Annotated in this window: 25 protein-coding genes; 10 read left to right on the top strand and 15 right to left on the bottom strand. The window is 63.5% G+C overall.

Translation table 11 applies throughout. The features are described from left to right. Nucleotides 1-15 precede the first annotated feature (15 nt). The 7 genes from DEIPE_RS03690 to DEIPE_RS03660 form a co-directional block, all read right to left on the bottom strand. Complete coding sequence (locus DEIPE_RS03690; RefSeq protein ID WP_015234642.1) at nucleotides 16-1,098, bottom strand: SGNH/GDSL hydrolase family protein; 1,083 nt, start codon at nucleotides 1,096-1,098, stop codon at nucleotides 16-18. Nucleotides 1,099-1,204: 106 nt separating this feature from the next. Continuing rightward, nucleotides 1,205-2,512 (bottom strand): cytochrome b, encoded by a 1,308-nt coding sequence (locus DEIPE_RS03685; RefSeq protein WP_015234641.1) that lies wholly within the window; start codon nucleotides 2,510-2,512, stop codon nucleotides 1,205-1,207. Beyond that, nucleotides 2,509-3,168: a Rieske (2Fe-2S) protein gene (locus DEIPE_RS03680; RefSeq protein ID WP_015234640.1), complete on the bottom strand. Its 660-nt coding sequence runs from the start codon at nucleotides 3,166-3,168 to the stop codon at nucleotides 2,509-2,511. The genes DEIPE_RS03685 and DEIPE_RS03680 overlap by 4 nt, the downstream gene beginning before the upstream one ends. 57 nt (nucleotides 3,169-3,225) lie before the next feature. Then, entirely contained in the window at nucleotides 3,226-4,092 is an 867-nt protein-coding gene (locus DEIPE_RS03675; RefSeq protein ID WP_015234639.1) for a c-type cytochrome, read from the bottom strand. A 109-nt stretch (nucleotides 4,093-4,201) separates the two neighbouring features. Then, nucleotides 4,202-5,068, bottom strand: coding sequence for a serine hydrolase (locus DEIPE_RS03670; RefSeq protein ID WP_015234638.1), 867 nt, complete (start codon nucleotides 5,066-5,068; stop codon nucleotides 4,202-4,204). A gap of 114 nt (nucleotides 5,069-5,182) precedes the next feature. Further along, nucleotides 5,183-5,434, bottom strand: coding sequence for a hypothetical protein (locus DEIPE_RS03665; RefSeq protein ID WP_015234637.1), 252 nt, complete (start codon nucleotides 5,432-5,434; stop codon nucleotides 5,183-5,185). 56 nt (nucleotides 5,435-5,490) lie between these two features. Next, nucleotides 5,491-6,135, bottom strand: a complete 645-nt coding sequence (locus DEIPE_RS03660) for a response regulator (protein WP_015234636.1) — start codon at nucleotides 6,133-6,135, stop codon at nucleotides 5,491-5,493. Between the two features lie 148 nt (nucleotides 6,136-6,283). On the opposite strand from DEIPE_RS03660, the gene DEIPE_RS03655 reads away from it, so the two are divergent. From DEIPE_RS03655 to DEIPE_RS03635, 5 genes are all read left to right on the top strand, one after another. Beyond that, nucleotides 6,284-6,757, top strand: coding sequence for a hypothetical protein (locus tag DEIPE_RS03655; RefSeq protein ID WP_015234635.1), 474 nt, complete (start codon nucleotides 6,284-6,286; stop codon nucleotides 6,755-6,757). Between the two features lie 96 nt (nucleotides 6,758-6,853). Continuing rightward, nucleotides 6,854-7,849 carry an iron ABC transporter substrate-binding protein gene (locus DEIPE_RS03650; RefSeq protein WP_015234634.1) on the top strand — a complete coding sequence of 332 codons (996 nt, stop codon included), beginning with the start codon at nucleotides 6,854-6,856 and terminating at the stop codon, nucleotides 7,847-7,849. A gap of 36 nt (nucleotides 7,850-7,885) precedes the next feature. After that, nucleotides 7,886-9,511, top strand: a complete 1,626-nt coding sequence (locus DEIPE_RS03645; RefSeq protein ID WP_015234633.1) for an ABC transporter permease — start codon at nucleotides 7,886-7,888, stop codon at nucleotides 9,509-9,511. Next, nucleotides 9,508-10,554 (top strand): ABC transporter ATP-binding protein, encoded by a 1,047-nt coding sequence (locus DEIPE_RS03640; RefSeq protein ID WP_015234632.1) that lies wholly within the window; start codon nucleotides 9,508-9,510, stop codon nucleotides 10,552-10,554. The genes DEIPE_RS03645 and DEIPE_RS03640 overlap by 4 nt, the downstream gene beginning before the upstream one ends. Nucleotides 10,555-10,603: 49 nt before the next feature. Then, nucleotides 10,604-10,942, top strand: coding sequence for an FKBP-type peptidyl-prolyl cis-trans isomerase (locus DEIPE_RS03635; RefSeq protein WP_015234631.1), 339 nt, complete (start codon nucleotides 10,604-10,606; stop codon nucleotides 10,940-10,942). Between the two features lie 165 nt (nucleotides 10,943-11,107). Here DEIPE_RS03635 and DEIPE_RS03630 read toward each other — a convergent pair whose 3' ends face one another. Then, entirely contained in the window at nucleotides 11,108-12,043 is a 936-nt protein-coding gene (locus DEIPE_RS03630) for an MBL fold metallo-hydrolase (protein WP_015234630.1), read from the bottom strand. Between the two features lie 267 nt (nucleotides 12,044-12,310). On the opposite strand from DEIPE_RS03630, the gene DEIPE_RS03625 reads away from it, so the two are divergent. The 3 genes from DEIPE_RS03625 (at nucleotide 12,311) to DEIPE_RS03615 (ending at nucleotide 13,965) form a co-directional block, all read left to right on the top strand. Then, nucleotides 12,311-12,721, top strand: coding sequence for a DUF4383 domain-containing protein (locus DEIPE_RS03625; protein WP_015234629.1), 411 nt, complete (start codon nucleotides 12,311-12,313; stop codon nucleotides 12,719-12,721). A 184-nt stretch (nucleotides 12,722-12,905) separates the two neighbouring features. Next, nucleotides 12,906-13,466 (top strand): endonuclease dU, encoded by a 561-nt coding sequence (locus DEIPE_RS03620; protein ID WP_015234628.1) that lies wholly within the window; start codon nucleotides 12,906-12,908, stop codon nucleotides 13,464-13,466. A 103-nt stretch (nucleotides 13,467-13,569) separates the two neighbouring features. After that, nucleotides 13,570-13,965 carry a DUF4383 domain-containing protein gene (locus DEIPE_RS03615; RefSeq protein WP_083865717.1) on the top strand — a complete coding sequence of 132 codons (396 nt, stop codon included), beginning with the start codon at nucleotides 13,570-13,572 and terminating at the stop codon, nucleotides 13,963-13,965. A gap of 121 nt (nucleotides 13,966-14,086) precedes the next feature. Here the strand turns inward: DEIPE_RS03615 and DEIPE_RS03610 are convergent, their stop codons facing one another. From DEIPE_RS03610 to DEIPE_RS03600, 3 genes are all read right to left on the bottom strand, one after another. Next, the gene (locus DEIPE_RS03610; RefSeq protein ID WP_015234626.1) at nucleotides 14,087-14,323 is read right to left on the bottom strand and encodes a hypothetical protein; all 237 of its coding nucleotides are present in this window, start codon (nucleotides 14,321-14,323) and stop codon (nucleotides 14,087-14,089) included. A 333-nt stretch (nucleotides 14,324-14,656) separates the two neighbouring features. Beyond that, the gene (locus DEIPE_RS03605; RefSeq protein ID WP_015234625.1) at nucleotides 14,657-14,917 is read right to left on the bottom strand and encodes a cold-shock protein; all 261 of its coding nucleotides are present in this window, start codon (nucleotides 14,915-14,917) and stop codon (nucleotides 14,657-14,659) included. Between the two features lie 175 nt (nucleotides 14,918-15,092). After that, the gene (locus DEIPE_RS03600) at nucleotides 15,093-16,244 is read right to left on the bottom strand and encodes a phosphodiester glycosidase family protein (RefSeq protein WP_169316591.1); all 1,152 of its coding nucleotides are present in this window, start codon (nucleotides 16,242-16,244) and stop codon (nucleotides 15,093-15,095) included. 321 nt (nucleotides 16,245-16,565) lie between these two features. On the opposite strand from DEIPE_RS03600, the gene DEIPE_RS03595 reads away from it, so the two are divergent. Beyond that, nucleotides 16,566-16,925 (top strand): hypothetical protein, encoded by a 360-nt coding sequence (locus DEIPE_RS03595; protein ID WP_015234623.1) that lies wholly within the window; start codon nucleotides 16,566-16,568, stop codon nucleotides 16,923-16,925. Between the two features lie 3 nt (nucleotides 16,926-16,928). On the opposite strand, the gene DEIPE_RS03590 is transcribed toward DEIPE_RS03595, so the two are convergent. Continuing rightward, the gene (locus DEIPE_RS03590) at nucleotides 16,929-17,117 is read right to left on the bottom strand and encodes a ChaB family protein (protein WP_015234622.1); all 189 of its coding nucleotides are present in this window, start codon (nucleotides 17,115-17,117) and stop codon (nucleotides 16,929-16,931) included. Between the two features lie 123 nt (nucleotides 17,118-17,240). Further along, nucleotides 17,241-18,887 carry a phosphoglucomutase (alpha-D-glucose-1,6-bisphosphate-dependent) gene (pgm, locus tag DEIPE_RS03585; RefSeq protein WP_015234621.1) on the bottom strand — a complete coding sequence of 549 codons (1,647 nt, stop codon included), beginning with the start codon at nucleotides 18,885-18,887 and terminating at the stop codon, nucleotides 17,241-17,243. Nucleotides 18,888-19,023: 136 nt separating this feature from the next. Between pgm and DEIPE_RS03580 the strand changes: the two genes are divergently transcribed. Continuing rightward, nucleotides 19,024-19,896, top strand: a complete 873-nt coding sequence (locus DEIPE_RS03580; RefSeq protein ID WP_041230680.1) for a DUF72 domain-containing protein — start codon at nucleotides 19,024-19,026, stop codon at nucleotides 19,894-19,896. Between the two features lie 34 nt (nucleotides 19,897-19,930). Here the strand turns inward: DEIPE_RS03580 and DEIPE_RS03575 are convergent, their stop codons facing one another. Together DEIPE_RS03575 and DEIPE_RS03570 are read right to left on the bottom strand one after the other, a co-directional pair. Further along, nucleotides 19,931-20,149 carry a hypothetical protein gene (locus DEIPE_RS03575; RefSeq protein WP_015234619.1) on the bottom strand — a complete coding sequence of 73 codons (219 nt, stop codon included), beginning with the start codon at nucleotides 20,147-20,149 and terminating at the stop codon, nucleotides 19,931-19,933. A gap of 113 nt (nucleotides 20,150-20,262) precedes the next feature. Continuing rightward, on the bottom strand, nucleotides 20,263-21,018 hold the full coding sequence (locus DEIPE_RS03570) for an SDR family NAD(P)-dependent oxidoreductase (protein ID WP_015234618.1): 756 nt from the start codon (nucleotides 21,016-21,018) through the stop codon (nucleotides 20,263-20,265). Nucleotides 21,019-21,109: the final 91 nt, after the last annotated feature.

Below are 21,109 nucleotides of genomic sequence, written 5' to 3'. Positions count from 1 at the left end.
CACATCCCCCTGAGTTCAGGGTGATAACTCCTTGCCTGCTTCGGCGAGCGCCACGTTGGGCAGGCGTTCGGGCAACTCGATCGTCGTGCCGAACTGCTTGTTGATGAACTCGGCCAGACCCCGCGCGATGCGGGCCTGACCCAGACTGGACGGATGAACTCCGTCATTGGAGAAATCCACTCCGAAGGGCATCGGGGCCTTGGGATCGTACTCGAACGGCGTGACCTCGCGCAGCAACTCGGTGGCGTTGAACACCGGGTAGCCTCGTGCCTTTCCCAAGGCTCGGATGCTGGTGTTGTAGGCGTTGACAGTGTTCTGCGCGGCTTCCCGTTCTACCGGAGTGAGCGCGTAGGGCGCCGTGCATGACACCGGCTTGGCAATTCGGCGGTCGTACAGCACCGTGAACGACACCCTGTTGGGACTGCGTTCGCAGTCAGCGCCGCCCAGTCCCAACACGTGCAGCCGGGAACCGGGAATCAGCGATGGGGCCGTGGTGATGTCCGGCACCTCGATCAGCACGATTCGGGCTCCGGTGGGTGCGAGATTGTCGAGCAGCTCACCGTACCACTTTTCGAAGTTGGCGGGGGTCGTGGCGCGTTCGGGTCGTCCTCGCAGCGTTACGCCCAGGACGTCGTTGGAACCGGCCCATAAGGTGATGAAGCGTGGTCTGGCCCGCAGCGCAGCGCTGAGCTGGGTGTCCTCGGGGCCGAGGATCAGGCCGTACAGGGGTTTGTAAAGGTCAGGAGCCGTCTGGTAGCTGGTGTGGCCCACGTCGTACAGGGAGGCGCCGGGAACACCAAAATTGCTGGCCGGTGTGAGCGGATTGGCGCGCACACAGGTTGTGATGGTGATGCCCTGCGCGAATGGGGGAGGGCACCCCGGCGGCAGGCTTTCGGGCGCGTGAATGGGGCTGCCCGCCAGGCGGGAGAGAACCAGCGGAAACGAGTCACGCTGGTTCTGCGCTGTCAGGCCGACCGACTGCATACCGGCCGTGAGCGAGTCGCCCAGGGCCACGTAGCCGGAAAAGCCCGAAGGACTGGGTGTGAGGGTCCGGCAGCCCGTCAACGTGCCGCTCAGCAAAAGACTTGCGAGCAGCATAAACCGGGAGAGTTTGGTCCTGAACCAGGGCACGCTTTGATGCTAGCGCCAATGAAGACCGGGTGGGCCACAGGCTCACCCGCTCTGTAGAAACGGTAAAAGGTCTTCAGTCGTCGGCAGCCGAAGCGCGCTGCTGATCGCGTTCGTCGGCAGTGCGCAGGGCGCGGATGCCCCGCACGATGCCCAGGGTCGCGAAGTAGCTGAGCGCCGGGATGATCAGTGACGCGATCCAGAAGAACGGGTTGGCGTTCTCGTTGGTCAGCAGGCCCGCGCCCACGATTTCGGGTTTGTACCCGGCCACCGACCAGACGATCAGCAGGGCCAGCATGGCCACGCCGGCGGCCAGGCGCACCGGATGGTCCGTGGGGTTCTCGGAGTAATAGTGCATCTCCTTGCCCGCGCTGCGGTCAAGCAAGGGCACTGCCAGGAACAGCATCACGATGAGGCCGGCGCCCACCACACCGCCCAGAAACTCGCTGTTGAACGTGCCACCGAGCACATGGAACTCGAGGGTGCTGGGCAGGATCGCCAGGATGCCGAAGATCCACAGGAAGTACCAGTCGGGCTTGATGGACGGCGTCTGGTTGCTGGGGGGGCCGTAGTGTTCGACGGGGTGCACCGGGATAAAGGCGCTGAAGAGCATCACGATGCCGATCAGCAGCACGCCCAGCATGACCATCAGGTAGCTTTGCTGCGTCAGCAGCGGCACACCCACGATTTTCTTGTAAGCGAGGCGCTTGGCGTAGCCGGGCTGCGTGTGCTTCTGCTTGATCATGATCAACATGTGCGCGGCGGTGAGTCCCAGCAGCACGGCAGGCAGCAGCATGATGTGGTAGCCGTACATGCGCGGAATCAGGCCCTCACCGGGGAACACGCCCGCGAAGGCGAGTTCCGAGATGTAGCCACCGACCCAGGGGATGCTACCGGCGATGCCCACGATGACCTTGAGGGTCGTGAAGGCGTAGTTGTCGTAGGGCAGGCTGTAGCCGGTCAGCGCGGTGAGGGCCGTAAAGACCAGCAGCAGCACGCCGAGCCACCAGTTGATTTCGCGGGGTTTCTTGTACGAGCCCGTGAAGTACACGCGCATCATGTGCAGCACCGCGGCGCCCATCATGATGTTGGCCATCCAGTGGTGGATGCGCCTGAGCATGTCGCCGTAAGGCAGCGCGTTGATCTTCAGCACCGAGGCGTAGGCGGCGGGCACTTCGGTTCCGCCCGGATCAAGGGGATTGGCGACCAGACGCTGGCTCGGCTCGTAAAAGAGCGCCAGGAGCGCGCCAGTGAGCAGCAGCACGATCAGGCTGAACAGCGTGATCTCGCCCAGGAAGTACGAATGGTGCACCGGGAACGCCTTGCGCAGGAACTTATCGTTCAGGCGCGAGATGTTCAGGCGTTCGTCAAGCCATTGACTCATCCTTTGTTCCCCTCCTCTGCACGCTCTTTGTATTCTTCGAAGTCGGTTTCCGAAATCCCGTACGGTGGAATCAAAAAGGTTCCGGTCGCTATGATCTGGTCACCCTCGACCTTGATGGGCAGCTGTGGCAGTGGGCGGGGGGGTGGACCACCGATGACCTTACAGCCCTGCTTGGGGTCATAGACGCCCGAGTGGCAGGGACACAGGTAAGTCTGGTCTACGTTGCGCCAGTTCACCGGGCAACCCAGATGCTGACAGATCGCGCTGTACACCACGATGCCTTGCGCGGTGCTTTCGAGGTCGGTCGGTTCCTTGAGCTGCGCTTCGGGAAACTTGGAGACCAGCAGCAAATTGTTGGTGTCGCCGCTTTTTACCAGCGGCTGTCCGTCGCCGCTCTTGGCCTGGGGATAGGCACGGGTGGGCTGCGGCTCCAGGTTTTTGGGGTCGATGGGTTTGCCGACCTGCGCGCCGTCGGCGTACACCAGAATGTCGCCTTCCGCGGGAGGAAGTTTGTCGGGGGTTTCTCGGTTGACCGGCTTGGCACTGCCCACGATGGTGACAAAGCTCAGGCCGGTGATGCCGGCGGCCACACCAAGCGCCCAGTTCACGAACTTGCGGCGGGTAATTTCAGGGTCGATTCGTCTGTATCTCGTCATGTGGTGGCTCCGTGGCAAAAACGGCGGTGTTGACGGAAGGTGTCCCCGTATCGGGGATTACCAGGGAAACTCGCCGCTGGCGTCTTCGATCAGCGCTTCGCCGTCCATGAAGTACTTCTTGTAGATGCCCAGCACCGCCGCGAGGCTCAAAAAGGCCATCGCCGAGTAGAAGCCTTCCAGGGTAACGGTGGGAGGCACGGGCGGATCAGAGGCAATGCCCTGCAGGCCGCGCAGAATCTGCATGGCGAAGAGCAGCGCGAAGATGACGGTACTGCCCAGGGCGATGACCATGGCGAACACGGCCATCGGGGTCGAGCGGACCTTGTGAATGCCGGGCTTGAGCTCGACGCCTTCTGCCCACACCGAGTAAAGGCCGATGATGCCATAGGTGAGCAGCAGCATCACGAAGGTGGCCAGGAAAATCTGGGGCAGCCCGATGTCCTCGGGCACGAAGCGCGAGCGGACACGCAGCACTTCCGGGGTGATGTTGCTGACGGCGGCCTGGAGCACTTCGGGACCGAGCACCTCGGCCTTGTTGCCCCAGCTGTTGCGGATGTAGTTGGTGACGGCCAGCACTTCCTCGTCACTGAGGTTGGGGTAGGCAGGCATGATGCCGCGTCCCTTGCGGATGTTGGTGATCACGAGGTTCGGGTCGACCAGGATTTTTTCGTCTCCCGCCAGCGCGGGACCCCCACCGGCACTCTCGCCGTTGGCACCGTGACACCCGGCGCAACTGGGCTCAGTCTGGGTGTAGACCTGCTTACCCAGGGTCGGCCAGGCCTTGGCGGCGCTGGCTTTCAGTTCCGGGCTGATCTCGACGGCCGGGACGTGGGTATCCTTGGCGAAGATAAAGAGCAACAGCACCCACATGATCGCCGCGACCACGATGGAGACCATCGGCATGACAGCGTCGTTTCGTTCCATATTTCTCCTCAACGTAAGGGATAGCGACGATTCCTGTCGCGTGTGGTTGGCAGCATAGCATGCGCCAGCACGCGCTTTTTTGCGCCTCGCGACAGCCTGTCCACAACACTTACTCTAGTCCTGCGGGCTCAGGAGGAATGTCCCCCAGCACTGCAATCAAATGCCCTGCCAGACGGGCGAGCAGGGCCACCTCCCGGTTGTCGGGATGCTCCCGGAGGTCGCTCCCGCCTTCACTCAGCAGGGCCAGAATCAGGGGGCGGGGTGTCCAGACGATGCCCGCGTCATGCCGCACTCCGGACAGCTCACCGCCCTTGCTTGCCACCCGGTAAAGCAGCTCGCCGTCGGCGCCGCGCGGGACATGGCGGGCGATAATGTCGCGCACCTGCTGACGCGACAGGATGTCCAGGGCCAGGTCTGTCAGGGCGGGCGAGAGCAGCTCACCCCGCACGAGCCTCAGCAGCAGACGGCTGATGTCATGCGCCGAGGTGCGGTTGCGTTCTCCAGCACGTTGGCGTTCGTTCTGGCGCCCGGGTGGAAGCTGCAGCTGGCCGATCAGTTCGGAGTTGTTCATGCCCGCTTCACGCAAAAACACGTTGACGTCGTGCAGACCGAAGCGGTCGATGACCAGGTTGGTGGCGGTGTTGTCGCTGACCACGGTCATCAGCGTGAGCACGTCGCGCAGGGTCAGCGCCAGCCCGGCGTCGAGCTGCGACAGCACGCCCGACCCGGGAACCCGCTCATAGGCGCGTAGGGTCAGGCGTTCTTCGAGCCGCGCCTGACCCTGCTGCACGTGCCAGAGCGCCCGGACGAGCAGGGGGACCTTGATCAGTGAGGCCGACGGGAAAGGGCGTTCGGACTGGTGGTCGAAGAGCACCTCACCCTGCAGCGACAGCACCCGGACGCTGACGGTGCCCGGGTGAGAGGCGAGCAGAAATTGAAGATCAGGGTGCTGGTGCGGGCGTGCGTGTCCGGCCATGCAGCACTCTAAAGCGGTTGTCAGAAGAACTGGCGGATTTTTGCCAGTCCTTCTGGGCGAGTGGAAGAGGGAAATCCCTTGCCGGAGCGTTTGTCTGCTCCGGAGTGCGGGCGCTCAGTCGGGCAGGTCCAGACCCGCCAGCACAGCGAAAGGGTGCTGGCCGTGCTCGGGGCGCAAGGTACAGAAGGAGCCACCACCATCAGAGTCGACCCGGTGCGGACAGGTGACACACGCCGGGAACTCCAGCGCCGTGTACGCAAGGTCGGGCGCGCTGCTGGCCAGACGCCACGAGTGCCCGCAGCCAGCCCGGAAGGTGACTTCGGCGCTGAGGGCTGCCGTGCTGCCCGCCGGCCGCTTCCTAGCCATGCTGGCGCCCTCCGGAAGCAGCTTGTGTGGACTTCACGTCCGGGTGCGCCGAACGGTCACTCAAGGTTGGCGATGCCTTCGCGGATGGCATACAGGGCAGCCTGCGTGCGGTTGTTGAGCTGCAGCTTCGTGAAAATCTCGGACAGGCGGTTGCGCACGGTCTTTTCGGAGATGTCGAGCCGCAGGGCGATGTCCTGGTTGCTGTATCCCTGAGCCAGCAGTTTGAGGATGGTCGTTTCGCGTTCGTTGAGGTCGCTGTGCTTCTCGGAGGGCAAAATTTCCTTCTTGTCACGGAAATCGTCCAGTACACTTTGCGCCAGCGCGTCGTCGAGCAGCGCCTCGCCGGCGGCGACTCGTTTGATGGCGTCGATGAGGGTGGTGGCGTCGGCGTCCTTGAGGATATAGCCACGGGCACCTGCCTTGACAGCCTCGAAGACGTAGCGGTCCTGACGGTACATGGTGATCATGATGACCCGGGCGTTCGGATCGATTTCCAGAATGCTCTGGGTGGCTTTTACGCCATCGAGCTCGGGCATCTGGATGTCCATCAGGATGACGTCGGGGTGGGTTTCGGCGGCGTAGCGAACCGCTTCCCGGCCGCTCACCGCTTCGCCGATCACCCGAAAGCCTTCGCTTTCCAGCAAACTGCGCAGTCCTTGGCGGAACAGGGCGTGATCGTCGGCCAGCAGCACACGAATCATGTTCGTATCTTAGGCGCTTGTAGGACCGGTGACCCCGGCAAGTGTGACACTTGGGCTGATGGGCCCACCCGGCACCAAGCTGCCGCCCGCCTGCGCTCATGAAAGGCGGCTGGTGGCCTGCGCGCCATGAGCGTACAATGATGAACAGATGATCACCTGGTTGGACGCGCTTTTGGTCACGGTGTGGGCCGCTGTGACGGTACTGGGCCTGCGGCGGGGCCTGGGGGGCGCGCTGTGGGCGGTGCTGACGGTGGTGGGCGTTTTGCTCGCCGGCTTCTCACCCTGGCCGGGACTGGCGGTCTTGTTGTCGGTCGTGGTCGGTCTGGGCGCGTCGTGGCTGGCCTCGCAGGTATTCCGGCATGTGGTGACCCAGACCTGGCATCTGGGCGTGGGCGCGGTGAGCGGCTTTGTGGTGGGTTTTTTCGTGGTAGGGGCGCTCGCGCTGTCCTTTCCGGTCAAGGTCATCGGTAGCCAGGGAAGCTATCCATCGAGCGATCTGCCAGCTCCGGTGTACTATGCGTCGTTCAACTCTTTTTTCGTGCAGCACCTCAGCGGTGCCTGGTCGGGCAACGTCTGGGTAAAAAGGTTGTGGTTGCCCGATCAGACGCGGTCTGCGCGGTAGTAGCCCGTAGGGGGGCAGGTGCACTTCGTCTGCCGGGGGCCAGGTCCGGGCGTGGGAATTGACAATTCCGAGCAGCTTACTTAGGATTGGCGCAGTATGAAACAGATTTTGCTTGCAACCACCTCCCTGCTGCTGATTGGCAGCGCCCTCGCGCAGACCAAGACCCTCACCGTGTACTCGGGGCGCGGCAAGGGCCTGGTGGACCCCATTGTCCAACAATTCGAAATAGACACCGGCATCAAGGTCAACGTGCGCTACGGTACCGACGCCGCGCTGCTCGCGGCCCTGCAGGAAGAAGGGGCGCGTACGCCCGCCGACCTGTTCTGGTCGAACACTTCCGGTGCACTGGGCACCGCCGTGCAAAGCAAGCTGCTGCTGACGCTCCCGGAAAACATCACCAGCAAGGTTCCTGCGACCTTCACCCCCGAAGCGCGCGGCTGGGCGCCCCTGACCATTCGCTTTCGCACCCTGGCCTACAACACGGGCAAGCTGAAACCCGAGCAGCTGCCGGCCAGCGTCATGGACCTGCCCAAGATGACGCAGCTGAAGGGGCGCATCGGCTGGACACCCACCTACTCCAGCTTTCAGGACTTCATCGGCGCGATGATCGCCCTCAAGGGTGAGCAGGCCACCCGCGAGTGGATTGCCGGTATGAAGGCCCTGGAACCCAAATCCTACGCGGCGTCCAACGTTGCCATGATGGAAGCCATTCGCGGAGGCGAAATCGACCTCGGCCTGACCAACCACTACTACATCCAGCGTTTTGTGAAGTCCGGTGCACCCATCGGGACGCACTACTTCGCGGCGGGCGATCCCGGAAGCCTCTCGCTTGTCACCGGCGTCGGCGTGCTGAAAAACACCAGGAACATGCCCGACGCGCTGAAGCTGGTACGTTACCTGCTGGACAGCAAGGCGCAGCAGTTCTTCACGGGTGAGCTCTTCGAGTACCCGGTGAGCGGCAACACCATTCTGCCCACCACCCTCCTGCCATTTCAGGACGCCATGAACCGCAGCCCCAGGATCGACCAGGAGAAGCTGGGAGTCCGTCTGGAGCCTGCCCTCAAGCTGCTGCGCGAGGCAGGCCTGCTGTAATGCCCTTCATGAGGACGCTGCCGGAATGAGGCAGGAATGCTGAACAAAGCCCGGCGGTCATCCGCCGGGCCAGGGCAAGCCGCGCGACCTGTGCGGCATGCCCGTTTTCCACGTTTCCTGCTCTTCGTTGCTGCCTGTGTGGCCGCCTTCGTGCTGGTACCGCTGGCTTATCTGGTGGTGCGCGCGTTCGAAGTCGAACCCGCGGAGCTGCGTGCCATCGTGCTCCGCGAGCGCAATGTCTGGTTGCTCGGCAACACCGTGCTGCTGACCGGAAGTGTGCTGCTGGCCACCACGCTGCTGGCGCTGCCGCTCGCCTGGCTGACCACGCGCAGCGATCTGCGCCCGCGCGGCCTGCTGGTCCTGATCGGGGTGCTGCCACTGGCGATTCCAGGCTACGTCGGAGCGTACGCCATGATCGCGGCGAGCGGAACGGGAGGCCTGATCGACGCGCTCACCGGCTTCGCGTGGCCCCGTCCCAGCGGCTACTGGGGCGCATTGGGCATCCTGACGCTGTTCACCTTTCCCTACCTGTTCCTGAATTTCTGGACGTCCTTGCGCGGGCTTGACCCCAGCCTCGAAGAAGCGGCCCGCGCACTCGGTCATGGACCGCTGGCCACCTTCTGGCGCGTGACCCTGCCGCAGCTGCGTCCGGCAGCACTGGCAGGCGCGCTGCTGGTGGTGCTGCATGTGCTGGGTGACTTTGGTGTCGTCAGCCTGATGCGTTTCGAAACCTTCAGTTACGCCATTTACCAGCAGTACAACGGCTCCTTTGACCGGACGGGCGCCGCGTGGCTTTCGCTGATGCTGCTGTTGCTCACCGGAGCCACCTTGATGTTCGAGGCGCGGTTGTTGCGTCACCTGCGTTTCGCGCGTGTCGGCAGCGGAACCGCGCGCCGCGTGGCGCCCGTGCACCTGGGAATGTGGCGCTGGCCGGCGCTGCTCTTTTGTGCGCTGGTGGCCGGTGCGGCGCTGCTGGTGCCGATGGCTTCGCTGCTGTACTGGCTGGGGCGGGGCCTGGCCAGCGGAGCACTGCGCGGTCTGTGGCCTGCGCTGCTCAACTCCCTGCAGGTGGCCGCGCCTGCCGCGGTCATCGCGGCGCTGCTCGCCTTGCCGCTGGCTTATCTGGGCGTGCGATTTCCTTCGGCCCTGACGCGGCTGATGGAGCGCGCGGCGTACGTCGGTTATGCCACACCTCCGCTCGCTTACGCGCTGGCGCTGATTTTCTTCACTCTCCGCACTGTGCCCCCGCTATACCAGACGTTGACGCTGCTGGTGCTGGCCTACGCGCTGCACTTTCTGGCAGAGGCCATCGGCCCGGTGCGCAGCGCGCTGTATCAGGCCACCGAGCGTCTGGAGGACGCTGCGCGCATGCTGGGCCATACGGGGTTCGGGGCCTTCCGGCTGGTGACCCTGCCGCTGCTGCGTCCTGGCCTGCTGGCAGCGACAGCGCTGGTGTTGCTTTCTGCCCTCAAGGAACTACCGCTCACCTTTCTGCTTTCTCCAAGCGGCTTCAACACCCTGGCCACCGATGTTTGGAGCTACACTTCCGAAGCGATGTTCGCTGAAGCTGCTCCTTACGCCCTGATGCTGGTCGCGGTGTCCACCGTGGCTTCCGCCCTGATTCTCCGCCAGGCGCGTGGAGGCCGCGGAGGCGCGTCATGACGGCGGTGCTGGAGCTGCGCGGCGTCAGCAAGAGTTTCGGGCGTGGCCTGCCATGCGTGCTGACCGACGTGAACCTCAGCGTGCAGGAAGGGGAGCTGCTGACGCTGCTGGGCCCATCAGGCTGTGGCAAGACCACGCTGCTGCGCCTGGTGGCGGGGTTCGAGCAGCCGGACGTGGGTGAGGTGCGCGTGGCCGGCGAGCGGGTCGCGGGCGAGGGTGCTTATGTGGCCCCGGAGCAGCGTGGCGTGGGCATGGTGTTTCAGGAATACGCGCTCTTCCCGCATCTCAGCGTGTTGCAGAACGTGATGTTCGGTCTGCGGGGCCGTGACCGGCGCGAGCGTGCCCGCGAGGTGCTCGCCATGGTAGGGCTCACGGTCTTTGAGCAACGTTTTCCACATCAGCTGTCCGGTGGGCAGCAGCAGCGCGTGGCGCTGGCGCGCGCCTTGGCGCCAAAACCCCGGCTGTTGCTGCTCGACGAGCCGTTCTCGAACCTCGACGCGGCCCTGCGGCACGCCACGCGCGCCGAGATGCACTCCATCTTGCGCGAAGCGAACATGACGGCGGTGCTGGTCACCCACGATCAGGAAGAGGCGCTGGCGTTCAGTGACCGGCTGGCGGTGCTGCGCGGCGGTATCATCGAGCAGCTCGGCGCTCCCGATGATGTGTACCGCACGCCGCGCAGCGCTTTCGTCGCCAGCTTTCTGGGCCGCAGCAACCTGCTCAGCGGCACCGCACACGGCGCGCACGCCGAGACGGCACTCGGTGAGGTGCCTTTGCCCGAACCGCTGCGTGGTCCGGTGATGCTGAGTCTGCGTCCCGAAGATTTCCGCCTGGGTGAGGGCGGTGTACCCGTCAGCATCGTTTCCCGCGAGTACAAGGGACACGACGTGACCTACACGGTCCAGTTGAGCGGGCTTCCACGCTCGGCAGGCAGCTTGCATCCGCTGGAGTTGCTGGTGCAGGGCCCCTCGTTTCCGCTGCTCACGCACGGTGAGCATACGACCCTGCGTCTGGTCGGACCGGCACAGGTGGTGCGGCAGTAACGCGGGCAGCCGACTGGAGAGACTTCAGCCGGGCGTGTATGCTGCCTGCATGACCGATTCGACGGGCGAGCTGCAAGTAGAGAAACTGCAAGAAGGCCAGGGCGCGCAAGCCCAGAAGGGCCAGATGGCCAGTGTGCACTACACCGGCTGGTTGACCGATGGCACCAAGTTCGATTCCAGCGTCGACCGGGGCACACCCTTCGAGTTTCCGCTGGGTCAGGGTCACGTCATTCAGGGCTGGGACGAGGGCGTGAGTCAGATGCGCGTGGGTGACAAGGTCCGCCTGACCATTCCCCCGCACCTGGGTTACGGCGCACGCGGCGCGGGCGGCGTCATTCCCGCCAACGCCACCCTGATCTTCGAAGTCGAGCTGCTGGGCCTTCGCTGAACGCCTTCCTTTCGGTCCCGCGGGTTTTGGACGGACCGGTGCGCTTGCTCGATTGGTGGGCAAGCGCACCCGCAAACTGGCTCGCGGCAACACCGAGCCACTGACGATTCAGAGAAGGCAGTCCCCAGCGGTTGCCTTCTCTGAATCGCCGCAGCGTTTTTCTTCTTACCGCCGCAGCGTGAAGAGCGCGCCCAGGGCCAGTGCGCCCAGGGCGATTCCAACTTTCATGCCGCTGTTCGGATCGGCGGCGGGCAGGGGAGGCACGGACTGCACGCCCCGCTCGTCGGCGGTGGCACCTTCCAGCGTGTAGCGGCCGTTACGCGGGCGCGCGAGCGTGTCGAAATTGCGGGCCAGGACCCGCAGCTCCTGACGCAGCAGTTCGTTCCACATGGGTGTTCCGTGTCCTGTGGCCGCCAGGTCGGGCTGCAACGCCTCAAGCTGCACCACCGATTCACGCGCAGCGTTCCAGTCAGGCGTGAAGTAGGCAGGTGGACGGCGCACCTCGGTGGGAAACTGGGTCAAGGCCGAGAACACCGACTCCTGCGCTGTCGTGACGAACGCGTCTCCCACGATGAGGGTGCGGTCTGCTTCGCGCCACAAACTGACGTGACCAGGCGAGTGACCGGGGGTAGGCAGCCAGCGCCAGCCGGGCGCGCCTGGCAGGTGACCGTCTTCGGGCAGGGGGTGCACGTGCGGACGGAAATCGAACGGACCTGCCGGATACAGGGGAGACGACAGGGCCATGGCGCCCATCGAGACCCCCGGGTCGGGTGGCGGGTAAGCCGAGAGACCGGTCAGGTAAGGCAGTTCCAGCGGGTGTGCGTAGATCGGCACCTGCCAGCGCTCAATCAGTTCTTTCAGGGCGCCCACATGGTCGAAGTGCCCGTGAGTCAGGATGATCGCCTCGGGCGGACGGCCCTGGCGCTCCTCGGCAACACGCGCGATGGTACCGGCAGTGCCGTGCAGACCAGCATCGACCAGCACCCATGGCCCCTGGCGCTGGCCGATGATGTAGACGTTGACCATGACCAGCAGCAGCCGGGCGACGTCCGGACGCAGTTCCTGCAGACCGCCGACCGGAGAGAGGCGCTTCATCTTCATGAACGTGTGAGGCCTGCTTGATGGTGGAGCATTCCGTTCCTCCTTTCTCTCATCCTCGGGGTGGGTGTCGTGGTCCAGGTGAGCGCGTTCTCAAGGTGTGTTATTGGCCAAGATGACCGACATTTGATGAGAGATAGATGAGGTTTTGCTCGCTGGTCGCCGTTCGCGGCGCATCTTACGATGAGCGCGACCGGGTGTTGGTATCAATCTGGCTTAATGACGTTCACCCGGCAGATGCTTTGGTTCTCAGGGCCCAAGGAGGCAAAGATGGTCAAGACATTTGCGTTGGTTGTTGGTGTGGTGTACCTGTTGGTCGGCCTGATGGGCTTTATTCCTGGGCTGCTGAGTCCGCCCGCTGGTCCAGATCTGGCGGTCGATACGCTGCACGGCCGCCTGTTGGGAATTTTCCCCGTGAATATCATTCACAACGTTGTTCACCTGGCCATTGGCGCCTGGGGAATCGCGTCTTACCGCACGCTGGGCAGCGCAGTGGGTTTCGCGCGTGGTCTGACCGTGCTGTACGCCCTGCTGGCCGTGATGGGACTGATTCCTGGCCTCAACACCATGTTCGGTCTGGTGCCGCTGCACGGCAACGACGTCTGGCTGCACGCGGTGACGGCTGCTGTTGCTGCCTACTTCGGCTGGGGATCTGACCGCTCGGCAACCACGGCCCGCTGAGCAGTCGTGGTCTGCTGACCGACCAAGAGAAACCGCTTGCTGCAAGGCTGGTCTGAGCGTCGCTGGTAGGGCCCTGGGAGCAGTGACCCGGGGCCCTCTGCCTGCTGATGGGTCCGGTCTGGGCAGAGGCTGAAGGTAGCCGGTGGAGCAAGAACACGAGTGGCGCTCGGGGAACAGGGACTTCATGAAGCTGGGTCACGCCATCGGTTTTGACGACGCGCCGTTTTCCCGGACGCACCGGGGCAACGTGCGGGTGATCGGAACGGTATACGCTGGTACGACCTTGCACGGAGTGCTCAGCGGTGTCGTGCGGCGTGACGGGGCCAACAGTGCCCGGGTGCTTTCCGAGCTGCTGATGGGCAGCACCTTCCACAAACACGTGCAGCTGGTCTTTTTGCAGGGTGTGGCGCTCGCGGGCTTCAACGTGGTGGATGCGTTCTGGTTGCATCGGCAGACCGGCCTGCCCGTGTTGATCGTGGCCCGCCGTCAGCCGGACTACGGCGCGGTCCGCCGGGCACTGCTTGAACGCGTTCCGGGGGGTGCCCGCAAATGGCGCCTGATCCAGCGTCTCGGCGCCATGCAGCCGGTGAGGGGCGTCTGGGTGCAACGCGTAGGGCTCTCGCTTGACGAGGCTGACATGGCGCTGCAACGCTTCACCGTGACCGGCCTTATTCCCGAGCCTTTGCGGGCAGCCCACCTGATCGCCGGCGGTGTCTCAACGGGTCACAGCCACGGCAGAACGTGAAGAATGTCTCATTAAATTGTGAAGAGCTTTTGGCGTGTATTTCAAGAATAATGAGAAAACGCTGAGTTGCGCTGTGAGATCCCCCCTGTTGGCCCGGAGGACCATGATTCGTCAATTTGCCTTATGTATGGGTGGAAGCTGGCTGGCATTCGCAATACTGGGGTACCTTTCCCTGGTACTGTCTTCAGGTGACACCTCGGCCGGAAGACTGTTGCTGGGCATACTGCCAGTTGGTCCCTGGCTCAATCTGCTGTATCTGCTGCTGGGCGTGGTGGGGCTGGCCGGTTCGGGACAGTACCGCACCTCGATTTTTTATGCGCGTCTGGCAGCCATCACGGGTGCGGCCCTGGCCGTGCTGGGGTTTGTGCCGGGCGCGACTCAGTTGCCTGCCCTGCTGCCACTCACACAGGATGTGATGGGGCTGCACCTGCTGTTCGCAGTCATTGCCGCTTACTTCGGCTGGGGCGAGCCGAGCCGGTCCTACATCGCGCTCTTGTAACGCCGCGCCTTTCGTCCCGGCCGACTGCGGCGCGCCACGGGCCCGTGCAAGTGTGGTGGGTTCCCAGTATGGCCAAGGGGCCTGCCGCAGCTGCGGCAGGCCCCTGGTGGTGTGGCCCGGCTCAGGGATACAGGTCGAAACCGGCATCGGTCAGGAGCTTTTCTAGGCGGGTTTTGGCTTTGCGCAAATCCTGAATGTCGTCCGCTTCGAACAGCACTTTGGTGGGGCGGGGAGGCTTGCTCTTCGATGCTTTCCACCCGACTTCGCTCAGCTCGTTGTCAAGCCGGAGCGCTTCCAGGGCCGAGCGGATGGCTTTTTCAGGAATGCGTCCGTGTATCACCAGATCATCTTTCGGCACACGCCACCCTAGCAGGATTCGTCCGTCGCCGCTGTGCGCAGATTCCCGCCTGCCCGGAAAATGAGGTTGGAGACGCTGTAAAGCGCACCGAACCAAAGCCTTCCCTGGGACGACGCCCGTTCGGACGAATGGGTAAAACTGCTGGTAAAGCCGCGTCGTGGTCATCTCATCTGGCTGCTGTACCAGGAGGACACACTCCCGCAGTCGCCCCGCAGTCATTCAGGTTTCCACTGGCAGTCAAGGTCTATCCGGCAATGTGGAACGCCACGACGTCACCCTCATCACATACAAAAAAGAGAGGACCCGATCGGGTCCTCTCTGGAGTAAGTGAGATTACCAGCGGCTGTCGCGGCGCGGGCGGTCGTTGTACTCGCTCACCGGGGCGGCTTTCGTCACCACGATGTTCTTGGCTTGCGGACCTTTGCCACGCTGGCCTTCTTCAATTTCGAACTCGACTTCGTCGCCTTCGTTCAGTTTCTTGAAGCCGCTGCCCTGAATCGCGCTGAAGTGCGCGAACACATCGGGGCTACCGGGGGTTTCAATAAAACCAAAGCCTTTTTCCGCGTTAAACCATTTTACTTTTCCAACAGCCATGCTGAGCTCCTCTTGCTTCCAGACCGTACGAGCACGCACGAAATCCCATGCGCGCCTTGACAGAGTGCGTACTTGGAAGCGACTCAGTATCCCCTGAGGCTGTGTCATAAAAGGCGACTCATCTTACATATGGGTCGGTGCCGCCTGTACGACACGTCTCTTTTCCGGTCCAGGGTCAGCGGCCCTGCCGTTTGCCTCGGTAATTGGCATAGATGCCGATGCCGTAGGAAAGCTGGCGGCTGGGTGCATAGAGCACGTTGCCCTGCCAGGCGATCCCAGTGCTGGAGCCTCCGTCGAGCAGAATCGCTTCGCGCGCTCCGGCCCGCTGCATGATCTTGGCGACCTCGCTGGTTGTCAGCAGCGTCTTGCTGCTCATAAAGATCAGCTGCTGATCACCGCGAACGCCCAGGGCGCTGCGGGCAGCGCGACCGAACACGGCCGGATCACGGTATCCCTGCGAGACGTGCCGCGCGACCACCCCCCGCCTCAGGACATGCGGGCCGCTGGCAATTACCGTCTCGAAGCCGCGCCAGGACGCGAACTGTACGGCCTGCACCGGGTGAATGGCTACCCGGTTGTCGGGCGTGATGGCCACTGCAGTGGGCACCCGGCCCGTCGAGATGTAACGTCCGTGAACCACCAGATCGCCCGCGGGAATGAATGACCGTGGATGAAAGTATCCACCGTTGATCAGGGCTTTCGCACCCGATTGCAGCGTCAGGGCCTTCAGGCTGGCACCATTGCCCAGGCCGTGTCGGGGCAGGACCGGTGTGATAAAGACGTTGGGATTACGCATGTCCACCTCGATCAGCACCACGGGTACGCCCAGCACCTTGCCACGAACCAGATTGACGTCGGGTTTGCGGGGCGCGGGCGCTTTGATGCGGAGTCGCTGTCCCACCGTGATGGTGCTCGACTTGAGCTTGTTCAGGCGTTGCAGTTGGGCCACCGTGGTCTTGTGGCGCAGGGCGAGAGTGCTCAGGGTATCACCGGGCCTGACGGTGACCTGAGCAGGCGCCACGGTTCGCGCAGCCGTGACCGTGGCGGTGATTTTTCCAGGCTTTGCAAGCCGGGTGGGCCGAGTGGCTTTCCGGAGAGGAGTGTGAGCTTTGACCACCGCTGGTTTTGCCACCGTTCTGGCGTGGGCAGCCTGCCTGCGCAGGCGCAACGGCTGGCCGACCCGAATGGTCGAACTTTTCAGGTGATTAAGCTGCATCAGCCGTGGCACGCTCACACCGTATTTTTTGGACAGCAGGGTCAGGGTGTCTCCTGGTTGGACCTGCACGACCGTTGGCGATGCCAGACCGGGAGCGGAAGCGCTTAGCATGAGAAAAATGGTAAAGGAGTAAACAAAGCGGCGCCGCATGCGCCTATGGGAGCACAGGTTAATGCAGCATTTGGTGATAAAATGTCTTTACTCTTTTCTCACTGCTTTTAATGGATGAGGTGGTCGTGACTGTTGCGCGAAATTTCGGCTGTTTTGCGTGAGGCGTTCAGCAAGGCGGGGGCCACTTGTAGACGGGAAAATGTCTCATGCTTGAAAATCGCATAGCGCAGGATTTCGCCCGACTTGTGCGTTCCACTGACAGAAAAATTCACTCCCGAACACGGGTGCGGTGCTGCTTGGTCGAGTGTGGAAAGGTTTCACATGCGATTTGAGCGCCCACGCCTGCTTGACCGGCGTGGGCATGCCCGCGTGGACTACCTGACGTTTCCACTGCTGCTGCTGATCAGCGAGGGGCTGAGCGGTCCCGCACGCACCGCTTCACGCAGCTTCGGCGTGTTGATCGCGCTGGCCGTCACGACCACCCGCACACCCCTCGGCCTGCTCAGGATCGTCCCATTTCGCTGGCACGGACGCCTGGAACTGTCGAGCGTGTTCGTTCAGCTGGCCTTGCCCTGGCTGGCCGGTTTTGCCCACAAAAAACGCGAGCGCAACTTCTGGCTCGCGTTCAGTGCCTATAACTTTCTGGTGTGGCTCAGGACCGACTGGGCGGCGCCTGAGTAAAGCTCAGCGCGAGGTCTCCTGGTGTTCGCCTGCTTTCTTGGCGGCGCTGTGCGCCACCGCGAAGGCCCGGTGCTCATCACCGTCGTATTGTTCCAGGGCGTTGTTGAACGCTTTCAAAAACGCTTCTTTCTGATGTGCTGAATATTGATCCACCTGAGCTTCGGGCAAATCCGAAACATTTTTGTAGGGCATGCGCGCCTCCTTGACTGTTATTGTTCGCAAACACGTTGAGCGTCGCCGCAAGCTTCGCTCAACACCCCTTGAGGGCGCCTGCCGGTGATTCACTCCTCAAGGTCTGCCTACCTCCTGCCTGCCTCAGGCACCGGCCACCGCGAACGCAGCATTGACCACCTCACGCGCTTCACGCATCACGCGTTCTAGGTGTTCTTGCCCCAGAAAGCTCTCGGCGTAGATTTTATAGACGTCCTCGGTGCCGCTTGGTCGTGCGGCGAACCAGGCATTTTCGGTGGTGACTTTCAAACCGCCGATGGCTTCACCATTGCCTGGTGCGCGCGTGAGTTTGGCAGTGATCACTTCACCGGCCAGTTCCTGGGCGTTTACCAGCTCGGGAGAGAGGTTCGCGAGCGTCTTTTTCTGTGTGGCGTTGGCGGGCGCGTCCATGCGGTTGTAGGCACTTTCGCCGTACTGCCGGGCCAGCTCACGGTAATGCACGTCGGGCGTCTGGCCCGTGACTGCCGTGATTTCGGCGGCCAGCAGACCAAGAATGATGCCGTCCTTGTCCGTGCTCCACGCGCTTCCATCCAGGCGCAGAAACGACGCGCCCGCACTTTCCTCGCCACCAAAGCCCAAAGAGCCGTCCACCAGACCGGGCACGAAGTACTTGAAGCCCACCGGGACCTCCACCAGACGCCGGCCCAGGCCCGCGGCGACCCGGTCGATGATGGAGCTGCTCACCAGGGTTTTGCCGATGCCCGTCTCGCGGGACCACTGGGGGCGATGCTGGAACAGGTAATTGATGCTCACGGCGAGGTAGTGATTGGGGTTCATCAGGCCGCTGGGCGTGATGATGCCATGCCGGTCCGCGTCGGGATCGTTTCCGATGGCCACATCGAAGGATTCGCGCAACCCCAGCAGGTTCGCCATGGCGTAGGGGCTGGAGCAGTCCATGCGGATCTTGCCGTCCTTGTCGACGGACATGAACGAGAAGGTGGGATCGACGCGGTCGTTCACGATCGTGAGGTCAAAGCCGTAGGTTTCCCGGATAGCCTGCCACACCGCGAGGCTCGCGCCGCCCATCGGGTCCACCGCGAGGCGCACGCCGCTCGTCTTGATGGCGTCCATGTTCACGACGTTCACCAGATCGAGCACATACGGCTGCACGAAATCATGCTCCTGCACGTTTGGCATCGAGAGTGCTTCTTGCAGGTGAACGCGTTTGACACCGGTAAGTTGCGCGGCCAGCAGGTCGTTTGCACGGTCCTCGATCCACTTGGTGGTGGCAGTGTCTGCCGGGCCACCGCTGGGCGGGTTGTATTTGAAGCCGCCGTCCTGCGGTGGATTGTGGCTGGGTGTGATGACGATGCCGTCGGCCAGCTGCCCTCCACCCGCGTTGTGCGTGAGGATGGCGTGTGACACCAGCGGCGTCGGCGTGTATCCCAGGCCACTCTGGTAGCGCACCTCCACCCCGTTGGCGGCCAGTACTTCCAGTGCGGTGCCCCAGGCGGCTTCGCTGAGCGCGTGGGTGTCCATGCCCAGAAAGAGCGGCCCGGTAACGCCGTCGCGCCGCCGGTACTCGGCGACTGCCTGCGTGATGGCAGCAATGTGTGCGTCGGTAAAGGAAGCGTTGAAGCTGTTCCCCCGGTGGCCGCTGGTACCGAAGGTGGCCCGCTGGGCCGGGTCGTCCAGATTTGGACGCAGGGCGTAGTAGTGGCTGATCAGCCGCGGAATGTTGGTCAGCAGTGCATGTGGGGCCGTTTTGCCGGCCAGCTCGGAAATGGTCATGAAATCCCTCCGTCCATTGCCCTCCTCAAAGTGAGAAGAGACTGCGCTCATCATTACCACGACCGGGGAAACTTTCGTGATGGGCGGCTCAAGTGCCCCTTACGCCCGAGTGCGCGTTCGCCACTACGGTAGAAGCATGCAGCGCGGCAAAGTGTACATCGGCACGTCGGGATGGACTTATCCGCACTGGCGCGGCACGTTCTACCCGAAAGGGCTGGCCCAGCGCCTGGAACTCACGCACGCCGCACAGACCTTTGACAGCCTGGAACTCAACGGGTCCTTTTACAGCCTGCAGCGGCCCGGCAGTTATGGGCGCTGGTTTCGGGAAACGCCCGATGATTTCGTGTTCGCGGTGAAAGGCGGGCGTTTTATCACCCACCTCAAACGGCTGCGCGGCGTGGAGAGCGCCCTGGCGAACTTTTACGCTTCCGGGGTGCTGCTGCTCGCGCACAAGCTGGGACCATTCCTGTGGCAGCTTCCTGCGCACGTGCCCTACGATCCACAGGTGCTGGAGTCGTTCCTGACGCAGCTGCCCCGGGATACCACCCAGGCGGCGGCCCTGGCAGCCGGGCACGACGAGCGCCTCCACGGGCGGGCCTGGACCCGGGCCGAGCATGACGCGCCGCTGCGTCACGCGCTGGAAGTGCGTCATGACAGTTTTCTGACGCCCGACTTCACGGCGCAGCTGCGTCGCCACGGCGTAGCGCTGGTGGTGGCGGACGCCGCCGGGCATTTTCCCCTGATCGAGGACGTGACCGCCGATTTTGTCTATGTCCGGCTGCACGGCTCGCGTGAGCTGTATGCGAGCGCTTACACCGAAGAAGAACTTCGGTATTGGGCGGCCCGCGTGCGCTGCTGGCAGGAAGGCAGCGAGCCGACCGACGCCAGGCGGATCGCGGCTTGCACGGCGAGCCTGAGGCCGCGCGACGTGTACGTGTATTTCGACAACGACATTCACGCGCACGCGCCACACGACGCACGGGCCCTGGTTCGCTTCCTGGCTCCCTGAAACCTGCTGTCCGGGCGCCGCAGCACGAACAGAATCAGGCGGGTTTAGACGGTTTGCCTTCCGGCGGATGCGTTTTGTCGGCGTGCTCGGTCACGGCGTCTTCGCCGGGCGTGAACTCCAGTTCGGCCATTTCCCTGCTGGCCTGCTCGGAACGTTGGGGTGTCCAGTCGCGGGCATGCTTGCCGGTGAAGCCTCCCGTGCCGCTTGGTTGCTGTTCGTCTGCTGCGGGGTCATGCTCGTGGGAATCGCTCACGTCGTGCCTCCTGAGCGCAGTGTAGGCAGCCGGGCGGCTTCACCGGATGATGAAGCGCCGACCCGGACGTTCACGTTGGGCACGTTCACATTGGGCACTGGCGCTGGCACACCTCAGCGGACGTACGAAGCGCCGTTGATGTCGAGCGTCGCGCCCGTCATGTGCCGCGCCAGCCCCGAGGCCAGAAAGGCCACGACGTTGCCCACTTCCTGCGGCGGTGCCACGTCGCCGAGCGGAATGTCGCGGGCGATGTCGGCGGCATGTTCGCGCAGGTAGGCTTCGGCCATCTCGGTGCGCACCCAGCCGGGCGCGACGGCGTAGGCCAGCACTCCCTCCCGGGCATACCCCCGCGCGATCGAGCGGGTGAGGGCCACCACGGCGCCTTTGGAGGCGGCGTAGTGCATCGCGTCGGGATTGTCACCCCGAAACGCGGCGCGGCTGGCAATGTTGATGATGGTGCCGCCGCCGCGCGTGCGGTAGTGCAGCGTGGCTTCACGGCAGAGATCGGCCAGCGCGACGAGGTTCACCTGCAAAGTCTGCGCCCAGGTGGCCGACCAGTGTTCGAAAGGATCGTCGATGGTGGCGGTCGGCGCGATGCCGGCATTGTTGACCAGCACGTCGACGCGTCCCTGCCAGGCCAGCGCATCGTGAAAGAGCGTCTGAGCGGCACCAGGACGCGAGAGGTCAGCTCCGACCGTGTGGGCACGCTCCGCACCGATTTCCCGAGCGAGCGCTTCCGCTTCGGCAGCACCACGCCCGTGATGCAGAATCACGCTCGCGCCGGCTGAACCAAGGGCGCGCGCGATTTCCGAGCCGATGCCTCGCGAAGCGCCGGTGATGAGAATGACCTTGTTCGTCAAGTCGACCATACGGGCTTGATATCAAAAAGCAGACCGTGAAGTCGGGTGTGTTGTAAACAACTGCGCCCACTGCCCATACCGGTGTTCAGGTGAGCTGAAC

The organism is Deinococcus peraridilitoris DSM 19664 (assembly GCF_000317835.1).
Lineage (GTDB): Bacteria > Deinococcota > Deinococci > Deinococcales > Deinococcaceae > Deinococcus_A > Deinococcus_A peraridilitoris.
Note: the sequence above shows the minus strand (reverse complement) of the source record. Positions and strands in the feature narration are given on the sequence as shown.

What these genes read in the sequence shown, in the direction of transcription:
- DEIPE_RS03680 (WP_015234640.1), bottom strand. Translation starts at nt 3,168, where the DNA reads ATGACGAGATACAGACGAATCGACCCTGAAATTACCCGCCGCAAGTTC.
- DEIPE_RS03670 (WP_015234638.1), bottom strand. Translation starts at nt 5,068, where the DNA reads ATGGCCGGACACGCACGCCCGCACCAGCACCCTGATCTTCAATTTCTG.
- DEIPE_RS03615 (WP_083865717.1), top strand. Translation starts at nt 13,570, where the DNA reads ATGATTCGTCAATTTGCCTTATGTATGGGTGGAAGCTGGCTGGCATTC.
- DEIPE_RS03600 (WP_169316591.1), bottom strand. Translation starts at nt 16,244, where the DNA reads ATGCTAAGCGCTTCCGCTCCCGGTCTGGCATCGCCAACGGTCGTGCAG.
- DEIPE_RS03640 (WP_015234632.1), top strand. Translation starts at nt 9,508, where the DNA reads ATGACGGCGGTGCTGGAGCTGCGCGGCGTCAGCAAGAGTTTCGGGCGT.
- DEIPE_RS03570 (WP_015234618.1), bottom strand. Translation starts at nt 21,018, where the DNA reads ATGGTCGACTTGACGAACAAGGTCATTCTCATCACCGGCGCTTCGCGA.
- DEIPE_RS03685 (WP_015234641.1), bottom strand. Translation starts at nt 2,512, where the DNA reads ATGAGTCAATGGCTTGACGAACGCCTGAACATCTCGCGCCTGAACGAT.
- DEIPE_RS03650 (WP_015234634.1), top strand. Translation starts at nt 6,854, where the DNA reads ATGAAACAGATTTTGCTTGCAACCACCTCCCTGCTGCTGATTGGCAGC.
- pgm (WP_015234621.1), bottom strand. Translation starts at nt 18,887, where the DNA reads ATGACCATTTCCGAGCTGGCCGGCAAAACGGCCCCACATGCACTGCTG.
- DEIPE_RS03595 (WP_015234623.1), top strand. Translation starts at nt 16,566, where the DNA reads ATGCGATTTGAGCGCCCACGCCTGCTTGACCGGCGTGGGCATGCCCGC.
- DEIPE_RS03655 (WP_015234635.1), top strand. Translation starts at nt 6,284, where the DNA reads ATGATCACCTGGTTGGACGCGCTTTTGGTCACGGTGTGGGCCGCTGTG.
- DEIPE_RS03660 (WP_015234636.1), bottom strand. Translation starts at nt 6,135, where the DNA reads ATGATTCGTGTGCTGCTGGCCGACGATCACGCCCTGTTCCGCCAAGGA.
- DEIPE_RS03625 (WP_015234629.1), top strand. Translation starts at nt 12,311, where the DNA reads ATGGTCAAGACATTTGCGTTGGTTGTTGGTGTGGTGTACCTGTTGGTC.
- DEIPE_RS03580 (WP_041230680.1), top strand. Translation starts at nt 19,024, where the DNA reads ATGCAGCGCGGCAAAGTGTACATCGGCACGTCGGGATGGACTTATCCG.
- DEIPE_RS03605 (WP_015234625.1), bottom strand. Translation starts at nt 14,917, where the DNA reads ATGGCTGTTGGAAAAGTAAAATGGTTTAACGCGGAAAAAGGCTTTGGT.
- DEIPE_RS03675 (WP_015234639.1), bottom strand. Translation starts at nt 4,092, where the DNA reads ATGGAACGAAACGACGCTGTCATGCCGATGGTCTCCATCGTGGTCGCG.
- DEIPE_RS03635 (WP_015234631.1), top strand. Translation starts at nt 10,604, where the DNA reads ATGACCGATTCGACGGGCGAGCTGCAAGTAGAGAAACTGCAAGAAGGC.
- DEIPE_RS03665 (WP_015234637.1), bottom strand. Translation starts at nt 5,434, where the DNA reads ATGGCTAGGAAGCGGCCGGCGGGCAGCACGGCAGCCCTCAGCGCCGAA.
- DEIPE_RS03690 (WP_015234642.1), bottom strand. Translation starts at nt 1,098, where the DNA reads ATGCTGCTCGCAAGTCTTTTGCTGAGCGGCACGTTGACGGGCTGCCGG.
- DEIPE_RS03620 (WP_015234628.1), top strand. Translation starts at nt 12,906, where the DNA reads ATGAAGCTGGGTCACGCCATCGGTTTTGACGACGCGCCGTTTTCCCGG.
- DEIPE_RS03645 (WP_015234633.1), top strand. Translation starts at nt 7,886, where the DNA reads ATGCTGAACAAAGCCCGGCGGTCATCCGCCGGGCCAGGGCAAGCCGCG.
- DEIPE_RS03590 (WP_015234622.1), bottom strand. Translation starts at nt 17,117, where the DNA reads ATGCCCTACAAAAATGTTTCGGATTTGCCCGAAGCTCAGGTGGATCAA.
- DEIPE_RS03630 (WP_015234630.1), bottom strand. Translation starts at nt 12,043, where the DNA reads ATGAAGATGAAGCGCCTCTCTCCGGTCGGCGGTCTGCAGGAACTGCGT.